General features: G+C 72.3%; 8 protein-coding genes and 1 pseudogene. 8 read left to right on the top strand and 1 reads right to left on the bottom strand.

What is annotated here, in order from left to right; genetic code table 11:
* The first annotated feature begins 44 nt into the window (after positions 1-44).
* Together glgC and IPQ09_20010 are read left to right on the top strand one after the other, a co-directional pair.
* Positions 45-1,290 (top strand): annotated as a pseudogene (gene glgC, locus IPQ09_20015) (glucose-1-phosphate adenylyltransferase).
* Between the two features lie 8 nt (positions 1,291-1,298).
* Positions 1,299-2,135, top strand: coding sequence for a serine/threonine protein phosphatase (locus IPQ09_20010; GenBank protein ID MBL0196466.1), 837 nt, complete (start codon positions 1,299-1,301; stop codon positions 2,133-2,135).
* Between the two features lie 495 nt (positions 2,136-2,630).
* Here the strand turns inward: IPQ09_20010 and IPQ09_20005 are convergent, their stop codons facing one another.
* A complete protein-coding gene (locus IPQ09_20005) occupies positions 2,631-4,151 on the bottom strand; it encodes a putative DNA binding domain-containing protein (protein MBL0196465.1) in 1,521 nt (506 codons plus the stop codon).
* A gap of 117 nt (positions 4,152-4,268) precedes the next feature.
* Here IPQ09_20005 and IPQ09_20000 point away from each other — a divergent pair, with 117 nt between their 5' ends.
* From IPQ09_20000 to IPQ09_19975, 6 genes are all read left to right on the top strand, one after another.
* Positions 4,269-6,044, top strand: a complete 1,776-nt coding sequence (locus tag IPQ09_20000; protein MBL0196464.1) for a M18 family aminopeptidase — start codon at positions 4,269-4,271, stop codon at positions 6,042-6,044.
* Entirely contained in the window at positions 6,016-6,804 is a 789-nt protein-coding gene (locus tag IPQ09_19995) for a hypothetical protein (GenBank protein ID MBL0196463.1), read from the top strand. The genes IPQ09_20000 and IPQ09_19995 overlap by 29 nt, the downstream gene beginning before the upstream one ends.
* A gap of 3 nt (positions 6,805-6,807) precedes the next feature.
* Positions 6,808-9,321 (top strand): penicillin-binding protein 1C, encoded by a 2,514-nt coding sequence (pbpC, locus tag IPQ09_19990; protein ID MBL0196462.1) that lies wholly within the window; start codon positions 6,808-6,810, stop codon positions 9,319-9,321.
* 181 nt (positions 9,322-9,502) lie between these two features.
* Positions 9,503-15,682 (top strand): hypothetical protein, encoded by a 6,180-nt coding sequence (locus tag IPQ09_19985; protein MBL0196461.1) that lies wholly within the window; start codon positions 9,503-9,505, stop codon positions 15,680-15,682.
* Between the two features lie 85 nt (positions 15,683-15,767).
* Positions 15,768-16,814 (top strand): hypothetical protein, encoded by a 1,047-nt coding sequence (locus IPQ09_19980; GenBank protein MBL0196460.1) that lies wholly within the window; start codon positions 15,768-15,770, stop codon positions 16,812-16,814.
* The gene (locus IPQ09_19975) at positions 16,804-18,225 is read left to right on the top strand and encodes a serine hydrolase (protein MBL0196459.1); all 1,422 of its coding nucleotides are present in this window, start codon (positions 16,804-16,806) and stop codon (positions 18,223-18,225) included. Before IPQ09_19980 ends, IPQ09_19975 begins: the two co-directional genes overlap by 11 nt.
* The last annotated feature ends 14 nt before the right edge of the window (positions 18,226-18,239 follow it).

Here is an 18,239-nt window from a genome sequence, read left to right as displayed (position 1 = left end):
TCGCGATGAATACGAGCCGCTTGGATCCGAGTCAGGTGATGGTGATGATCCTCGCGGGGGGCGAGGGCAAGCGCCTGCACCCGCTCACCTTCGACCGCGCGAAGCCCGCCGTGCCCTTCGGCGGCCGCTACCGCATCATCGACATCGTCCTCTCCAACTTCGTGAACTCGGGGCTCACGCGCATCAAGATCCTGACGCAGTACAAGCGCGTCGCTCGAGGAGCACATCGCGCGCGTCTGGCGGCTCTCGCCCATCCTCGACCAGTACATCGAGGCCATCCCCGCGCAGCAGCGCACCGGCAAATCGTGGTTCCGGGGCTCGGCCGACGCCGTGTACCAGTGCCAGCACGTCATCACCGACGAGCAGCCCGAGAACGTGTGCATCTTCGGCGGCGATCACGTCTACAAGATGAACATCCGCCAGATGCTCGACGCGCACGCCGCGCGCCGCGCAGACGCGACCGTCGCCGCCATCCCCGTGCCGAAAGCAGAGGCCCGGGAGTTCGGTGTGCTCGAGACCGACGCCGACGGGCGCATCGTGGCCTTCCACGAGAAGGTCGCCGATCCGCCGGAGATGCCCGGCCGCCCGGGGTTCTGCCTGGCGTCGATGGGTAACTACGTGTTCCGCACGGAGGCCCTGATGGATGCGCTCTACACGGACACGGGCCTCGAGGACAGCAAGCACGACTTCGGCCACGACATCCTCCCCGCCATGGTGAAGGAGGGGCTCGCGATCTTCGCGTACGACTACAAGACCAACACTGTGCCCGGCGAAGACCCCGAGCAGCCCGCGTACTGGCGCGATATCGGCACGCTCGAGGCGTACTGGGAGGCCCAAATGGACCTCATCAGCATTCACCCGGCGTTCAACCTCTACAACCAGCACTGGCCTATTCGCACGGGCGCCACGCACGATCCACCGGCGAAATTCGTGTTTCGCGACGCCGCCCAGGCGCGTGTGGGCATCGCCACCGACTCGCTCGTGTCGCACGGGTGCATCATCTCGGGCGGGCGTATCCACCGCAGCGTGCTCAGCGTCGGCTGCCGTATCAACTCGTTCAGCGAGGTGGAGGAGTCGGTGCTCTTCGAGAAGGTGCAGATCGGCCGCCACGCGAAGATTCGCCGGTGCATCATCGACAAAGACGTGGAGATCCCCGCCGGCATGGAGATTGGCTACGACACCGAGGCCGACAGGCGCCGGTTCTTTGTCACCGAGACAGGCCTCGTCGTCATCCCGAAGCGCGCGAAGCTCCTCGGCGACGGGTCGATGCGCGTGGTCGAGCCGGGGTAGGCGTGGACTTGAGGACCGGCCGCGACCGCACGGTGATCGTCGGCGACGTGCACGGCTGCCGACGCGAGCTCGAGTGGCTGCTCGAGCTCCTGCGGTTCGGCACGGGCGATCGCCTGGTGTTCGTGGGCGATCTCGTCGCGCGCGGGCCCGACTCGCTCGGCGTGCTCGCCCTCGCGCGTGAGAAGGGCGCGGTGCTCGTGCGCGGCAACCACGAAGAGCGCGTGCTCCGCGAGCGCGCCGCGATCGCGCGCGGCGCGGAGCCCGCGGGGAAGCCGCACCGGGCGCTCGCCGAGGCGCTGCGGCCCGCCGACTGGGTGCTCCTCGAGACCTCGCCGCTCACCCTCGCGCTCCCGGAGCACGGCCTCACGGTGGTCCACGGGGGCGTCGACCCGACCCGCCCGCTCGACGCGCAGGACGCGTCCACGCTGCTGAACGCGCGGCACGCCCGCGACAGCGAGGGCAACAAGGTGCTTTGGGGCGAGGCGTACGGTGGCCCCGAGCAGCTCGTCTTTGGGCACAACGCGATCGAGAAGCTCCAGCTCCACCCGTTCGCCACCGGGCTCGACACCGGGTGTGTCTACGGCGGGCGGCTCACCGCGCTCGTGCTCGAGGCCGGCGAGCGTATTCCCGCCGACCTCGAGGCGCGTCGCGCGCGCCTCGTGTCGGTGCCGGCCGAGCGCGTGTGGTTCGAGCCGGGCGAGGGCAGGGCAGGGGCGAGGGCAGGGGCGAGGCGTGACCGTGTCGGGGGTGAGGGACAGGACATCGGTAACAGAACGAGCGATGGATCTCGGGGTGCTTGTCAAGGAGCGCCTCGAGCGTCTGGCGCTCCCAGTAGTCTGGGGTGAGCCCCTGCTTCGTGAATTGGGGCACCACCTCCGTGTCCCACTTCTGCTTGTCCGTCGTGTTGAAGGCCGCGTTCGTGACGAGTCGCCGGTGCGTCACGCCCTGCCACTGGGCATGTCGAGCGTGCCCGGGTTGACGGTAGCCCTCGATCTGGGCGGCTTCCTTCTTCGCGTCGCGGATCGCGCTCGCGGCCGACCCGCTCTCGTGATGCTTCGCCTGAAAGACGCGCGTGCCGTCGCCGGATCGTGCGTCTTGCCCACCATCCTTGCCTCGTCGGCCAAGGAGCGCGGCCTTGGGATCCTCGAAGTAGACGATAGTCGTCGCGAGCGCCTCGAAGGTCGCACCGCTGGTGATGAAGGCCCACTTGCGCTCAGCCATGATGAGCTCCGGGCGGTTGGTTCGCGCCGAAGAGCAGGGTCAGCGGCGCGAAGTCGATACGCCGGCGAGCCCGGAGGCCCTTGAAGTTCTCGTTCACGACCGAGGTCAGCACGATGCCCTCATCGGCGGCCCCCGCGCTTCGCGGCGAGCTTCGCCTGGCCTTCCGCGGTCAGCCGGTAGCGCTGGAGGCGGCTGTTCGGCTTGTCGGGGATTGTCATCTCGATGAGTCCGCCCGCGAGCGCCGGGTTGATGTAGCGCTCGCGCAGGTGGGTCTTGTCCCGTAGCTTCAGATGCGCGCGTAGCCCGGCCCCATCGAGGTCCCCTCCAGCGAGAGCGACGAGAAGTCGCTCCACGGGATCGCCGAGTGGTGGGGTGAGTGGTGGGGTGAGTGGTGGGGTGAGTGGTGGGGCGACAGGTCGCCCGTCGCTGACTTCACCGCGGGGTCGGATACGGTCGGCGTCAGAGGTCGGGTTCACCCACGCCCACTTGATCCATACGCCGTTGCCGTCCGACTCGACTTTCGGCTCGGGCGTTCCTTGTTCGCGGCACGCCTCGGTGATGCGCTCGTAGCCGCGCCCCCACGCCTCGATGAGCCCGCTTCGAAAGAACGCACTGGCGATGTCGGGGTTGTGGGGTTGCGACGTGTGCCGCTCAAGCAGCGTCTTCGCCGTCCAAGAAGGCGGGAGAGGGCCGGCGTTCCAGATCGATAGGCGGTCGGTCTCTACGCGGATCTGGATCGGGTTGCCCGAGCTGTAGTCCTTGTGAATGAGCGCGTTGAGCAAGGCTTCGCGCATCGCCTCGCGAGGGATGGGGAACGTCTCGGTTCGCGCGATCCCTCGGTAGCCGATCCAGGCCACCATGTACTTCGTGAAGATCAGCTCCAGGGTTTTGTCCATCTGCGAGAACAGGTCCCCATGCACCTCGTCGTGGTAGGCGAGATCGGCACCGCCTCGGAACATTCCGAGCTTCACCCACGCACCGGTCACCCAGCGCTCGGGATCCTCGTCGAAGAGCAGGAGCGCGGCCCGCTTGAGCATCCCATTCTCGGTGAGCCGCAGCTTCTCGATCAGCTCCGCGCGGGACGCCGACAGCGCGCCGGGTGGGAGCCGGGCGCTCCCGCGCGCGTAGCCCTTGAAGCGGTTGAAGGCCTCGGCGCTCAGGTCCTGGACCGCTATGTTGGGAACTGGCGCGCCGTCCCAGTGACGGCCGAACTTGCGCAGGAGGAACGTCGAGAGCGCGTTGCCCGTGAGCTGTTGCTTGGTGCTGCCCGAGCGGAAGTGGTACTCGCCTCTGTAGCTGATGGGCGTCGGCGAGGCCTCGACGACCAACTCGATGAGGTCCTTGCCCTTCTTGGTGACGGCGCGCACCGGCACCACGAGGCCGAGTGTGTCGCGGATCTTGTTGGGCAGATCGACCAGCAGCCGATCCGCATCCTCTGCACCGACAGGCTCTCCCTTGTCGCTCATGCCGATGACGAGCGTGCCGCCGTCGGCGTTCGCGAAGCCGCACAGCCACCTCAGATACTCGTCGCGCCACGACTCCTTCCACTCGACGAGGTGCGTCTCGCCAGATTGTCTCCGCGCCGTGGAGACGTTCTTGGCGGCAGCCGCGCGGGCGCCTTGTGCAAGGGGGACTTTCACAATCGCGGCCTTCGAGGCCGGGTTCTTGCCGCGCGAGGTCGTCACGGTGCGGTCTCCTTGCCGGCGCTCGTGTCAGCTGTGTCAGCGCCCCAGCCAGGGGAGTGCGGCTTCCGGATCATGTCAGTCCCCGACAGCATAGCCTCGACCTCCGCCGTGCGCGCGCTCGCAAACGGAGTGGACGAGGCGTCGGCGGGGCGGTCATCGGGTCACTCCGCGCCAGGAGGAGCCGCAGCCAAGGTCGCCCACCTAGCACGCGCTCACCGCGGAGGAACCCGAGGCGGAACGCCCCGTGTAGAAGACAGACGCGTGCGCCACGTCCGCGAGCTGGGCTCCCGTGGCGAGCCCTTCGCCGAGCCCGAACACACGCGTGGGGCTCGCGGCGGCGAGCACCCCGGCGACCTGGGAGCCTTGCGTGACCTCGGTCATGACGCGGGCGCGGGCACGTCGCGCACGACGACACGCCGTGTCTCGCGTCCACGTGTGCTTGACGTCGCGCGCCTCGGGCGCTTCCCTTGCCGCGTGACCGAAGCCCTTCCTGCCCCCGCCGCCCCCGCCCCCGCCGCCCCCGCCCCCGCCGCCCCCGCCGCCCCCGCCGACACGCTCGCCGACCTGCTCGCGTTCCTCCACGCCTCGCCCACGCCGTACCACGCCGCCCGGGCGGCCGCGGAGCGCCTCACCGCCGCGGGCTTCCGCGAGCTCGACGAGCGGGAGCCTTGGGACGAGGTGCGCGAGGGCGGACGCTTCTTCGTCACCGCCGGCGGCACCACGGTGCTCGCGTTCGTGGTGCCCCGCGGCGGCAAGCTCCGCGGCTACCGGATCGTGGGCGCGCACACCGACAGCCCCAACCTGCGCCTCAAGCCTCGGCCCGACTACATGAAGGAGGGCTACGCGCAGCTCGGGGTCGAGGTGTACGGCGGGGTGCTCCTGAACTCGTGGCTGGACCGCGACCTCGGCCTCGCCGGCCGCCTCACAGTGCGCGAGGCGGGCGGGGGCCTCGGCTCACGGCTCGTCCGCGTCGATCGGCCCATCTGCCGTGTGGCGCAGCTCGCCATCCACCTCGATCGCGAGGCCAACGAGGGGCTGAAGCTGAACCGCCAAGAGCACCTCGCGCCGCTCTTCGGGCTGGGCGAAGGCGAGGGCGCGCTCGCGCTCGCCGCGAGAGAAGCGGGCGTTGCGCCGGGCGACGTGCTCGGGCACGACCTCATGCTCTTCGACGTGACGCCGCCGACGCGCGGCGGTCGGTCCGGGGAGCTGTTCTTCTCGGGGCGGCTCGACAACCTCGCGATGTGTCACGCCGGCATCTCGGCGCTGATCCGCTGCGCGGACGCGGCGCTCGAGGGCGACGTCGCGCCGCTCGCCGCGCTGTTCGATCACGAGGAGATCGGCAGCGAGAGCGCGCTCGGCGCCCACTCGTCCCTGCTCCCCCGCGTGCTCGAGCGCATCGGGCTCGCGCTCGGGCTCAACGGTGGACACACCCGCGAGGCGCACCTCCGCGCGCTCGCGGGCTCGCTCTGCGTCTCGGCCGACATGGCGCACGCCGTGCACCCCAACTACGCCGACCGGCACGAGGCCCGGCACCGCCCCGCGCTGAACGGCGGCCCGGTCGTGAAGACGAACGCGCAGCAGCGCTACGCGACGAGCGGGGCGACGGCGGCCTTGTTCCGCGCGCTGTGCCAGAAGGTCGACGTGCCGGTGCAGGAGTACGCCCACCGCACCGATTTGCCATGCGGCTCCACGATCGGGCCGATCACGTCGACCCTCTTGGGCGTTCCCACCGTCGACGTGGGCAACCCGATGCTCAGCATGCACTCCGCGCGCGAGCTCGGCGGCTCGGAAGACCCGGAGCGCATGACGCGCGTAATGCATGCATTCTACAACTACAACGAGCGATAGCCCGGAGGTTCGCGGGCGGAGGCGAGGCGTCGCGCTCGCGCCCGTCCTCGCCACGGCCCTCGCGGCAGTGCTCGCCGCGGGCGTGGGCTGCAAGAGGAGGCCGCCGGCCGCCGGCGACGCGTGCGTGGGCGCGCAGATCGAGTGCACGTCTCCGAGCCGCGCGCTCCTCTGCGAAGGGAGCGGCCGCTTTCGCGAGAGCCCCTGCCGCGGCCCCAAGGGGTGCGAGGGCGGCGCCGCGCCCGCGTGCGACGTGTCGATCGGGAAAGCGGGGGATCCGTGCGAGGTCGTCCCCGGGCGTCCGCCGCGCGCCGCGTGCACGGAGGACGGGCGCACGGCCCTCGTCTGCCGCGACGGCGCCCTCGCCCCCACCTTCGACTGCACGAAGCTCGACTGCCACCTCGACGGCGCTCAGCCCGCGTGCGGCGCGATGACCGCGGTCGCGGGCTACGTGTGCGGCGTCGAGGGCGGCGCCGTGTGCGGCGAGGATCAGCGCTCGATCCTGCGGTGCGTGAGCGGCCGCTTCGTGCGCTATCTCGGCTGCCACGGCAAGCTCGGGTGCACAGGAGCGGTCGACCCGCCGTGTGACGACACGGTGGCCGCGGTGGGCGATCCGTGCGCGCAGTCGGGCTTCGTCGTGTGCTCCGAGGACGGCCGCGCGGAGCTCATCTGCAAGAACGGCCGGTTCACCGAGTCGCGCGCGTGCCCGCGGTCCGGGTGCGAGGTCACCGACATCGCGCGCAAGCGCATCGAGTGCCACTGAGCCATGGCGAGCTCGTTCGCCGCGCGCGCCCGGAGGCGGCTCGCCCCGCTCGTCCCGCTCGCGCGGAGGCTCGGGACGGCGCGCGCCTGGCTCGTCCGCGAGCGGCGCCGCGTGGTCCGGGCCCTCGCGCTCGTCGCGCTGTCGCCCGTCCTGTTCGTGGTGGTGCTCGCGGCGTTCACCCCGCTGCCCGCCGAGCTCCGTGAGCCGGCGGCCCCCTCCCTCCGCGTCGCGAGCCGCGGCGGGGCGCTGCTCCGCGAGGTGCGCGCCGACGACGGGGCCCGCGCGAGGCCGCTCTCGCGAGGCGACATCCCCGCCCACGTGCGCGACGCCGTGCTCGCCGCGGAGGACCGGAGCTTTTACTGGCATCCGGGCGTAAACCCGCTCGCGGTCGCGCGGGCCGCCGCGAGCAACCTGTGGCATCGGCGCGTCGTGTCGGGCGCCTCGACCCTCACCATGCAGCTCGCGCGCACCCTGCGACCGCGCAAGAAGAGCCTCTGGGGCAAGGTGACCGAGGCGGCCCTCGCGCTGCGCATCGAGGCCTCGCTCTCAAAAGATCAGATCTTGGTCGAGTACATGAACCGGATCGCCTACGGCCCGAACCTCCGCGGGTACGGCGCGGCGAGCCAGGCGTACCTCGGCAAGGCCCCGGCCGAGCTCTCGGTCGCCGAGGCCGCGCTCATCGCGGGGCTGCCGAGGGGCCCCTCGCTGTACGCGGTCTCGAAGCGCCCCGTCCTCGCGAAGCGACGCCGCGATCGGGTGCTCTCGCGCATGGTGGAGGCGGGGACCCTCGACGCCGACGCGCGCGAGCGCGCCGCCGCGGAGCCCATCGTCACGGCGCTCGACAAGCCCGCGTTCGGCGCGCCGCACTTCGTGCGCGGCCTCGTGGCGGGCGCCCTCGCCGCCGAGCAGCCCGGGCTCGCGGAGGCGCTCGGCGACCGCACGAACCTCTCCGATCTCACGACCACGCTCGACCCCGAGCTCCAGCGCGCGGCCGAGGCCGCCGTCACGACGACCCTCGCCGGGCTGCGCGACAAGCGCGTGACCGCCGCGGCCGTGGTGGCGCTCGACAACGCGACCGGCGACGTGCTCGCGTGGGTCGGCTCTCCCGACTTCCACGACGCGGTCGCGCTCGGGCAGAACGACGGCGTGGTGGCGCTCCGCCAGCCGGGCTCGTCGCTCAAGCCGTTCGTGTACGGCGAGGCGATGGAGCACCTCGGCTGGACGGGCGCGACGCTCCTGCCCGACCTCGAGCTCCACGTCCCGTTGCCGGGTGGCGGCGACTACGTGCCGCACGACTACGACACCCGCCAGCGCGGGCCGACGCGCCTCCGCGAGGCGCTCGGCAACTCGCTCAATATACCTGCGGTCTACACGATTCAGCAGCTGGGCACCCAGCGCGTGCTCGACCGGCTCCGCGCCCTCGGGTTCGGCACGCTCACCGAAGACGCGGCGCACTACGGCCCCGCGCTCGCCCTCGGCGACGGCGAGGTCCGCCTGCTCGACCTCGCGCGGGCGTACGCGATCCTGGCTCGCGGCGGCATGGCGAGGCCTACGCGGCTCGTCCGCCAGGTGACGCGCGGCGGGCGCTCCGCCGAGCTTGGGCCGGGCCCGGCCACGCGCGTCCTCGACGAGCGCGTCGCGGCGATGCTCACCGACATCCTCAGCGACAAGGCGGCGCGCATGTCGGCGTTCGGCGACCAGAACGTGCTCGAGCTCGAGTTCGACGTCGCCGCGAAGACCGGCACCTCGAAGGGCTACCGCGACAACGTCGCCGTCGGCTACACGCGCGAGCTCACGGTCGCCGTCTGGGCGGGGAACTTCGACGGTTCGCCCATGGCCGACGTGAGCGGCATCACCGGCGCGGGGCCCATCTTCCGGTCGGTGATGGAAGCCGGCATGGACCTCCGCCGCGCGACGAAGCGCGACGCGCGCTTGTCGCTTGGCGACGACGCGGCGCGGCTCGGGCTCGAGCGCACGGCGGTGTGCGCGGTGTCGGGCGAGATCCCCGGGCCGGGCTGCACCCACCGCGTCCACGACTGGCTGCCGCGGGGCTCGGCCGAGCATGGCGTGCCCTGCTCCATCCACGAGCTCGTCGCGATCGACGTGCGCAACGGCCTGCGCGCCGGCCCGGCGTGCGCTCGCGGTGTCACCGAGGAGCGCGTGTTCGAGCGCTGGCCTACGCCGTACGTCGAGTGGGCGGAGCGCACCCGCCGGCCGCGCGCGCCGAGCGACAGCTCGCCGGCGTGCCCCGTCGAGGCCGCGCCCGACGCCGACGCGCCGCGGGCGCCGCGCGTCACGTACCCGTTCGATGGCGCGCGGTTCGTGGTCGACCCGGACCGCCCGCGCGATCTCCAGGTGCTCGAGGTGCGCGTGGAGCCCGACGCGCGCGACGTCGAGCTCCGCGTGGACGGTGCGCCTCTCAAGGGGCGAGGGTGGCCGCTCGCGGTCGGTGCCCACACGCTCACCGCGCACCGCGGCGCGCTCAGCGGCCCGCCGGTGCACGTCACGGTGCGCTGAGACGATATGTCTCATCTATCGTCGACCATGGGCGCGCCTGTCGCCCCGGCGGGTGACGCCGTCGCCACGCCCGCGCGAAATCGCCCGACGCGGGAAGCGGAACGAGCCGTTGTCGCGTTCAGGGCTTGCCAGTAGCTTGGCGCCGCCAGCTGCGCCTCGCGTCGAGGCGCCCGGAGTCCACATGCTTCACGATCGTCGCCTCGCGCGCCTCGGTGTCCTCGGCCTTCTCGTGCTCGCCTCCTGTCTCCACGGGCCGCGCCCCTCGGCGACGCTCGCGCCGCTCGGACCGGACGCCGCGCCGAGGCGCCAGGGACCGTTCGCCGTCGTCTTCGCGGGGCCGAAGGGCCACATCGCCGACCGCAAGCAGCCGGGGATCACGGTGCTGTTCTCGCGGGCGGTGCGGTCGGTGGAGATGTCCGAGAGCGACCGGCTGCCGGCCATCACCCTCACGACCAAGGCCGGCGCGCAGGTCCCGGGCTCGTGGCGCTGGACGGGCACGCGAGGCCTCCTCTTCACGCCCGACGGCGAGCTCCCTGGCGGCAACGATTTCGTGGTGACGGTGCCGGGCGACGTGCGCGCGCTCGACGGCGCGGTGCTCGGCAAGCCCTACACCCTGACCTTCGAGTCCGACGGGCCCTCGGTCGAGCAGCTTCGTCCGCTCGGTCCCCACGGCGTGAGCGACCGGGCGCTCCCGGCCGACGCCTCGTTCCGCGTCCAGTTCGACCAGAGCGTGGACCCGGCCGCCGTCGCCGCGGCGACGACGCTGCGCGTGTTCAAGGCCGACGGGGAGCGCGGCGAGACGGTTCGCGTGAAGGCCACCCGCGAGCCCGCGCGCGCGCTCCCCCAGGGCCCGATCGCCTCCGCCAAGCCCAGCGGAAACCCCGGCGCGAAGGCTCCCCCGACGCCCCTCCCGGTGCCGGAGTCGCACGTCGTGGTGCTCACGCCCGAGCGGCCGCTCCCGCTCGATCACCAGGTCGAGCTCACCGTCGCGAACCTCAAGGGCACCGGCGGTCCGCGCCCGATGAGCGAGCCTCACACGCGCTCCATGCGCACGCATGGCCCGCTCCGGTTCGTCGACTTCTACTGCCCCCGCATCGAGACCAAGGGCCGCTGCAGGGCCAACGGCGACCTCAAGGTGAGCCTCTCGACCCCCGTGAGCCCCGAAGAGCTCCGCGGCCACCTGCGCCTCGCCAACCTGCCGCCGCGCAAGGCGAAGAGCGGCGCCCCGGCGCGAGGCGTCGACGCGAGCATGGAGCACTGGCTGAACGTCGCGCCGAAGCTCGGCCAGCGGTACAGCGTCACGCTCACGGCCGGCATGCGCGACGTCTTCGGCCAGAAGCTCGAGCGCGACGCCACGTTCGATCTCGAGGTCGAGGCGCCGCTCACCGGCGGCGCCCCGGCGCCCCCGAAGGCCGAGGGAAAGCCCGGCGCGAAGCCGGCCGCGAAGCCCGCGCCGCCTGCGCCGCCGCCCGCGGTCGCGAAGCGCCCCGCCCCAGGTGCGCGCCCCGCCCCGGACGCGACGCGCCCACACCGTGAGCGGCTGCCCTACTCGCTCGAGCTCGCCCTCACGGGCCAGGTGCTGGAGGCGAACGTCCCGCACCGGGTGCCCATCAGCAGCGTGAACATGCCCACGTACGCCTCGCTCGCCGCGGGCCTCACGGACGACCAGGCCACGTCGTACCTGCTCGCGGGCGACAGCGCCGCCCACTTCGTCGAGAGGAACGGCCTCCGGGCGACCTGGAGGAGCCCGCAGGCGCCGGCGAACCAGCGCGCGGTCGAGTTCATCGACCTCGACGCCGCGCTCTCGGGCCGCAAGGGACGCGGCCCCGCGCTCCTCGTGCTGAGCCCGCCGGGCTCCGTCAGCGGGGGTAGCGGCCGCTCGGAGGCCTTCGTCACCGTCACCGACCTCGGCGTGACCGCGAAGCTGAGCCCCTTCGGCGGCCTCGTGTGGGTCACGCAGCTCTCTACGGGCCGGCCGGTGGCGGGTGCGTCGGTCGCCGTTCGCACGGCGAAGGGCGGCGAGGTGTTCGCCGCGGCGACCGACGCGCAGGGCCTCGCGGTCGTGCCGCTCGAGAAGTTCGATCCGGTCGCCAAGCACACGCGCGCCCAGCGCAACGAGGACGGTGACGAGGAGCCCTCCAGCGACCAGGACGCCATCCGCAAGGACGCCGCCATCGTCGTCCGCGCCGGCGACGACTGGACCGCCACGCGCGTCGAGCCGTCGGCCGTCGACCAGCGCCTCGCCTCGAGCTTCCAGCTCCTGTCACGCGAGGGTCGCTGGGCGGGAATGCTCTTCGCGGATCGTGGCGTGTTCCGACCCGGCGAGACCGCCAAGGTCTCGGGCATCGTGCGCGTGGTCGAGGGCGGGGGACTCCGCACGATCCCGGGCCGCGAGCTGCGCATTCAGCTGAAGGACCGCAACAGCGAGCAGATCTTCGACGGCCGCGCGAAGTGCGACGACTTTGGCACCTTCGCGCTCGACGTGAAGATCCCCGCGACCGCCGAGATAGGCTCCGCCACGCTGGTCGCCACGGCGCCGCCCGGCGGCCGCACCAACACGACCATAGAGGGCGATTTTCGACATGAAATCCGCATCTTGGCGTACAAGCCCAACGAGTTTAAGGTCGCCGTGGAGCCCGGCAAAGCGGCCTACGTGCGCGGCGACACGGCGGTGTTCACCACGCAGGGCGACTACCTCTACGGCGCGCCGATGGCGGGCGCCAAGGTGACCTCCACCGTGACGCGGCAAGAGGTGCCCTTCACGCCGCCGGGCATGGAGGGGTACACCGTCACCGACGACGTGTTCACGGGCGACTACCCCGACGACACGAAGGGCGCGGAGGAGGTCGACAGCCAAGAGGGCAACCTCGACGGCAAGGGCTCCTGGCAGCGCTCGGTGTCGCTCGCGTTCAGCGATCAGCGGCGGCCCGAGCGCGTGATGTTCGACGCCGAGGTGCAAGACCTCTCGCGGGCGACGGTCTCGTCGCGCTCGAGCGTCGTCGTGCACCCGGGCGAGTTCTACGTGGCGCTCCACACACCCAAAGATCGGTTCGTCGCGGCGGGCACGGCCCTGAAGACCGACGTCGCCGCGGTGGAGCCGAACGGCGCGCGCAGGGCCAACGTGAAGGTGAAGCTCGAGCTCGTGGAGCGTCGCTGGAACGCGGTCGCCGGGGAGCAGCCGGACGGCAGGCAAACGCGATCGAGCTCCGCCCGCGACACGGTCGTCTCCACCTGCGAGGCGCTCACCACCGCGGCCGCCGCGGGCTGCGATCTCCGCGTGGCGCACGCCGGCTACTACATCGTCCGCGCCACCGCCTCTGATCCGCGTGGCAACGCGGTGCGCGCCAGCACGTCGATCTACGGCACCGAGGAGAGCCCCAGCGCGCCGGCGGCGTGGGCCTCGGACGACCGCCACGAGATCAAGCTCGAGACCAACAAGCCCTCGTACGAGGTGGGCGACACCGCGAAGGTGGTGCTCCGCAATCCCTTCAAGGAGGGGCAGGCGCTCGTCACCGTCGAGCGCGACGGGGTCCTCTGGCGCAAGGTCGTCCCCATCAAGGGGCCGCTCCCCGTCGTCGACGTGCCGATCGACCCCCGGTTTTACCCGAACGCGTTCGTGAGCGTCGTGGCGCTCCGCGGGCGCGTGTCGGCCCCGCCCGCCGCGCTGCCGGCCGCCGACCTCGGCGCGCCCGACTACCGCTTCGGGTACGCCGAGCTCCACGTCAACGAGGAGGCGCATCGCCTCCAGGTGAAGGTGACGGAGCCCAAGCAGGAGTACCAGCCCGGCGCGACGGTCGAGGCCGACGTGGTCGTGCAAGACCGGGCCGGCAAGCCGGTGGAGAGCGCGCTCACGTTCTACGTGGTCGACGAGGGGGTCTTGGCCCTGACAAGCTATGTCACCCCCGATCCGCTGCCCGCCTTCGTGAAGCGGCGGAAGCTGCGCGTGTTCACCCTCGACAACCGGGAGGGGCTCGCGCGCATTCTCCCCGTGCGCGCCGGCGAGCAGCTCTCCCCGCTCGGGTACGAGTACGCGCTCGCGCGGAACGCCGGCGACTACGACAAGGGCGACGACGGCGGCGACGGCGGGCAGAAGCGCGCCGATTTCCGCACGACAGCCTTCTTCCAGGCCGGAAAGAAGACCGACAAGGCGGGGCGCGCACACTTCTCTTTCAAGCTCCCCGACAACCTCACCACCTTCCGCGTCATGGCCGTGGCCGCCGGCGCCGACGACCACTTCGGCTCGGGCGACTCGAAGATCACGACGTACCGCAGCCTGATGGCGCGCCCGGCGCTGCCCCGCATCCTCCGGGTCGGCGACGCGCTCGAGGCCAGCGTGATCGTGTCGTCGAAGGCGGGCGACAAGGCGAGCAAGGGAGGCGGCGACGACATGACGGTGGACGTGCGCATGATGGCCCGCGGACTCTCGACCACCGGCGCCACCACGCGGCGGGTCACGATGAAGCGCGGCGGCCAGACCGAGGTGCGCTTCCCGGTGAAGGCCACGGCGCCCGGCGAGGTCACGCTCGCGTTCGAGGTGCGCTCCGGCGCCGAGGTCGACCAGGTCGAGCTGAAGCGAAAGGTGGACGTGCCCATGCACGTCGAGTCTCAGGTGGTGTACGGCGAGACGGCCGACGAGGTGGCGATCGCCCTCGGCGATCTTGGGGCGATGCGCCCGGACTACGGCGGGCTCGAGGTGCGCCTCGGCTCGAGCGCGCTCGTCGGCCTCGGCGCCACGGCGGCTCACCTCGCCGACTACCCGTACGGCTGCACCGAGCAGGTCGCGAGCCGCGTGCTCCCGCTGCTCTCGACGCTCGACCTCGGCCCCGCGGGGCGGTCCGCGGGCGACAAGACCGCCGCGATCGACGCCGCGATCGCCACGCTGGTGAAGCGCCAGAACTCCGACGGCGGCTTCGGCTTCTGGGACGGCGCGCCCTCCGAGCCGTGGCTCAGCGCTTACACGCTGCTCGCGGTCTCCGGCGCGAACGACAAGAAGCGCTTCGTCCCGCGCGACGTGATCGAGCAGGCGCGCTCGTACCTCACGTTCCGCCTCGCCGCCGCGACGCGCCGCTTCGCGAAGGTGGGCGCGGGTGAGCCCGACGAGGCCGCCGACACGGGCGGCGACGCCGGCGCAGGGAGCGCCGAGGCCAAGCGCGAGAAGGCCGAGAAGGAGGCCGTGAGCCGCGCGGCCGAGTACGCGAGCGCCGCCATGATCGGCGACGCGCTCTCCACCGTGGGCTCGCCGAACCCCGGCGCGCTCAACATCCTCTTCGACGCGCGCGCAGGTCAGCGGCTCTCGGCGAAGGCCGCGCTGCTGCACGCGATGGCGAAGGCCGACATGAGCGCCGCGCAGCAGAAGACCCTGGCGGGCGAGATCGAGGGGCGGCTGCGCGTCGCCGCGAACGGCGTCGACATCGACGACGACGGGGACGACCTCTACGGCGCGATCCTCGAGTCTCGGGCCCGCACGCTCGCGATGGTGCTCCGCGCGCTGCTCGCCACAGACCCCAAGCACCCGCACGCGGGCCGCATCGCGCGTCGACTCCTCGCCCTGCGGCAGCCGCACGGCGCCTGGCGCACCACCCAGGAAGACGGCTGGGCGCTGATGGCCTTGGCCGACTACCGCAGGCTCCAGGAGTCGGGCGCCGACGCGTTCGAGGCGCGCGCGCTGCTGGGCGGGGAAGAGCTCCTGACGAGCAAGTTCGCCGCCGGCGCGCTCCGCGAGGACAAGGCCTTCCTGCCGGCCGACAAGCTCGCGTCGCGCGGGCCGAACCTGCTCTTTACGGCCTCCGGCGGGCGCGCGTTCTACGCGGCGGAGCTCCGCTACGCGACCGCGACCCTCCCCACGAAGGCGCGCGACGAGGGCCTCTTCGTCACGAAGTACGTGCGCGGCGTAGCCCCGAGCGCCGTGGCCGACGCGCTCGCGAGCATTCCCAAGAAGACCGCCGAGTCGGTCGCCGCAGGCGATCTCGTGGTGGTCGATCTGCTGTTCGAGTCGGCCGAGCCCCGCGAGCAGGTGGTGCTGGACGACCCGCTGCCCGCCGGCCTCGAGGCGCTCGACTACGACATCGACACCACCTCCAAGGCCAGCCGTGATCGCGAGACGAAGGGGATGGACCCCAAGACCGCTTGGCTCGGCACCACGTTCCGCACCGCCACGTCGCGCCGCGAGGTGCGCGACGATCGCGTCGTCACGACCTTCGACAAGCTCGAGCCTGGCATGTACCGCATCCGGTACCTCGCGCGCGCGACCTCGGTGGGCACGTTCGTGGCGCCGCCTACCCGCATCGAGGCGATGTACGCCCCCGAGGTGTACGGGCGCACCGCGGCGAGCACCCTCACCGTCACCCCGAAGGCGCCGTAGCGGGGCGCGGGCGCTTCGGCACGCGCGAGCGCACGTCGACGCGGGCTCGGTTGACGCGGCCTTCGGCGCGAGCGAAGGATACGCCATGGCGATTCGCTCCTCGTTCGTCGTCGGGCTCGCGCTCGGCTCGCTCGGCCTCGCCGCGGTCGGCGGCTGCACACCTCGCCCCGCGAGCATGCCGCCTCCACTCGCGGCGACGTCGCCCGGCCCAAGCTCGAAGGCCCCGGCGCCGACGCGACCCTGCTTCGTCGTGCAGGGGGGCGGGGCGCTGCGCGAGGCCGACGCGAAGAAGGTGCTCGCCGCCCTGGTCAAGAACGTGCGCCTGTCGCCGGCCGACGAGGCCCTGCGCAGCCCGAAGTCGCTCGAGGACGTGCGCGCCATCGTGAGGCGCGATCTCGTCTACTTCTACCCCGAGGCGGCCGCGTTCGCGCGGAGCCTCCGCACGCTCGAGGGCAAGCTCGCCGAAGCCCAGGTGAGCCTGCTGCTCGGCGACGCGATGCTCGTCGCGTCCCAAGCGCTCACGAGCCAAGAGGCGCAGGTGGGCGCGCACGTGCGCATCGCGCGGGCGAACCTCGCGGGCGAGGGCGCGACGCCGAGCACCGATCGAGGCCGCACGCTCGCCGGGCTCGTGCGCGCCGTCGAAGAGGGGAGCACCCTCGCCGACGCGCTCGGCGTCGTGGCCCCCGAGTACGTGGCGCGCGGCGCCGAGCTCGTGCGCGAGCTCATGAGAGAGGCCCCGAACCACCCTCGCACGGCGCTGCTGCGCGCCGAGGTCCACCGCATGCGCGGCGAGTGGGCGGAGGTCGACGTCGCCCTCGCGAGCGCCGACGTGCCCGAGCGCGCCCCGGCGCTCTGCTACCTGAAGGCCATGGAGCCGCTCGAGCGACGGCGCGACGCGCGCGCGTCCGCGCTCGCGCTCCGTGGCTGCCTGAAGACGTACCCCAAGCTCACCCGCGCGCAGGCGGCGCTCGTGATGATGGCGCAGGGGCCAGAACGGGGCGCGCGCGAGATCGCGCGCCTGCGCAAGATGGACGAGGATCACTACCTCGTGCTGTTGCTCGAGCCGACGTTGGCGGCCGACCGCGAGCTCGTGCGCATCATGACCTCCGCGGAGGCTCCCCGTGAGCCGTGAGCCCCTCGCGCGCGGAGCCCTGGTCGCGGCGCTCGCGCTCGTGGGCTGCGCGACGCCTTCGGGGTCCCTCCCGCCGCCGGCCGCGCCCCGCGCGCTCGCCGAGCCCGTCGCCAGCGAGCCCGACGACGAGCCCGCGACCGAGCAGGCGGCCGAGCCCGAGATCCCGGACGACGAGCCCACGGCCCCGAAGAAGACCGAGCCCCCGAAGGGGAGCCTCGCGGCACCGCCGCCCGCCGGGTCGCCCAAAACACCGAGCGACGCGGCCCCGAAGGCCGCGGCCCCTTCGGCGGATCTTTGGCTGTCCCGAGCCTTCGAGCGCGGCGGAAAGACGCTCCGCGCCGTGCTCAAAGATCGCGAGAGGTACCGCTTCCAGGTGCTCTACGCCGCGGTCACGAAGGCCGAGGCCGGGAGACCCGCGAGCCTCGAGCGGCACGGGTACTTCGCCGACGCCGAGTACTTCTTCCCGGCGAGCTCCATGAAGGTCCCGCTCGCGCTCGCGAGCTACGACCGCCTCCCCGCGCTCCGGCACGCGAAGCACGCGGCGGTGGGGCTTGGGCGCGACACCACGCTCGAGATCTTCCCTTCGTCGGGGCCCGGCTCGCCCTTCTCCACCACGCTCGCGCGCGAGACGTGGCGAGCGCTCATCGTCTCGGACAACGCGTCGGCGAACCGGCTGCTCGCGTTCGCCGGGCACAAAGAAGCGCACGAGACCCTGTGGGGCCTCGGGCTCGCGTCGGCGCGCGTGCGCATGGGCTTCGCCACCGGAGGCGAGATCGATCCGGCCACCGTCTCGCCGCGCATCGATCTCGTCCCGAAGACCGGGCCACGCGACACGCTCCCGCCGCGAAAGAGCACGCTCGTCCTCCCCGCGACGCGGGCGCTGCGCCTCGAGGTGGGGAACGCGTCCGTCGAAAGCGGCAAGCTCGTGAAAGGGCCCGCGTCGTTCGCCGACAGGAACGCCATGACGCTCCGCGATCTCCAGGACACGCTCGTGCGCATCGTGCGGCCCGAGCTCCTCGGCGCGAAGCTCCCGAAAGACCAGGCGACTCCCGACGATCTCGCGTACGTCAAAGAGGCGCTCGGCACGCTCCCGAGCCAATCGGGCCTCCCGGGATACGATCGCAACGTGGTGGCCGACTACCGGCTCAATCCCTTCTTGCGTGGTCTCGAGCGTGTGCGCGCGCGCGGTAGGCTCGAGGTGTACGCGAAGGTCGGCCAGGCGTACGGCTTTCTCACGACCAACGCGTACGTTGTGGAGAAGGCCACGGGGAAGGCCTTTTTCCTGGCGGCTACCGTGTACGCGAACCCCGACGAGGTCATCAACGACGACCTCTACGCGTACGACGACGTGGCCTTTCCTGCGCTCGCCGACGTGGCCGAGGTGGTCGCGCGCGAGGCGCTCGGCGAGTGACGCGCGTCGACTTG

The organism is Myxococcales bacterium (assembly GCA_016720545.1).
Lineage (GTDB): Bacteria > Myxococcota_A > Polyangia > Polyangiales > Polyangiaceae > JAAFHV01.
The sequence above is the reverse complement of the archived record's forward strand: the minus strand, read 5'-3'. Positions and strand labels throughout refer to the sequence as shown.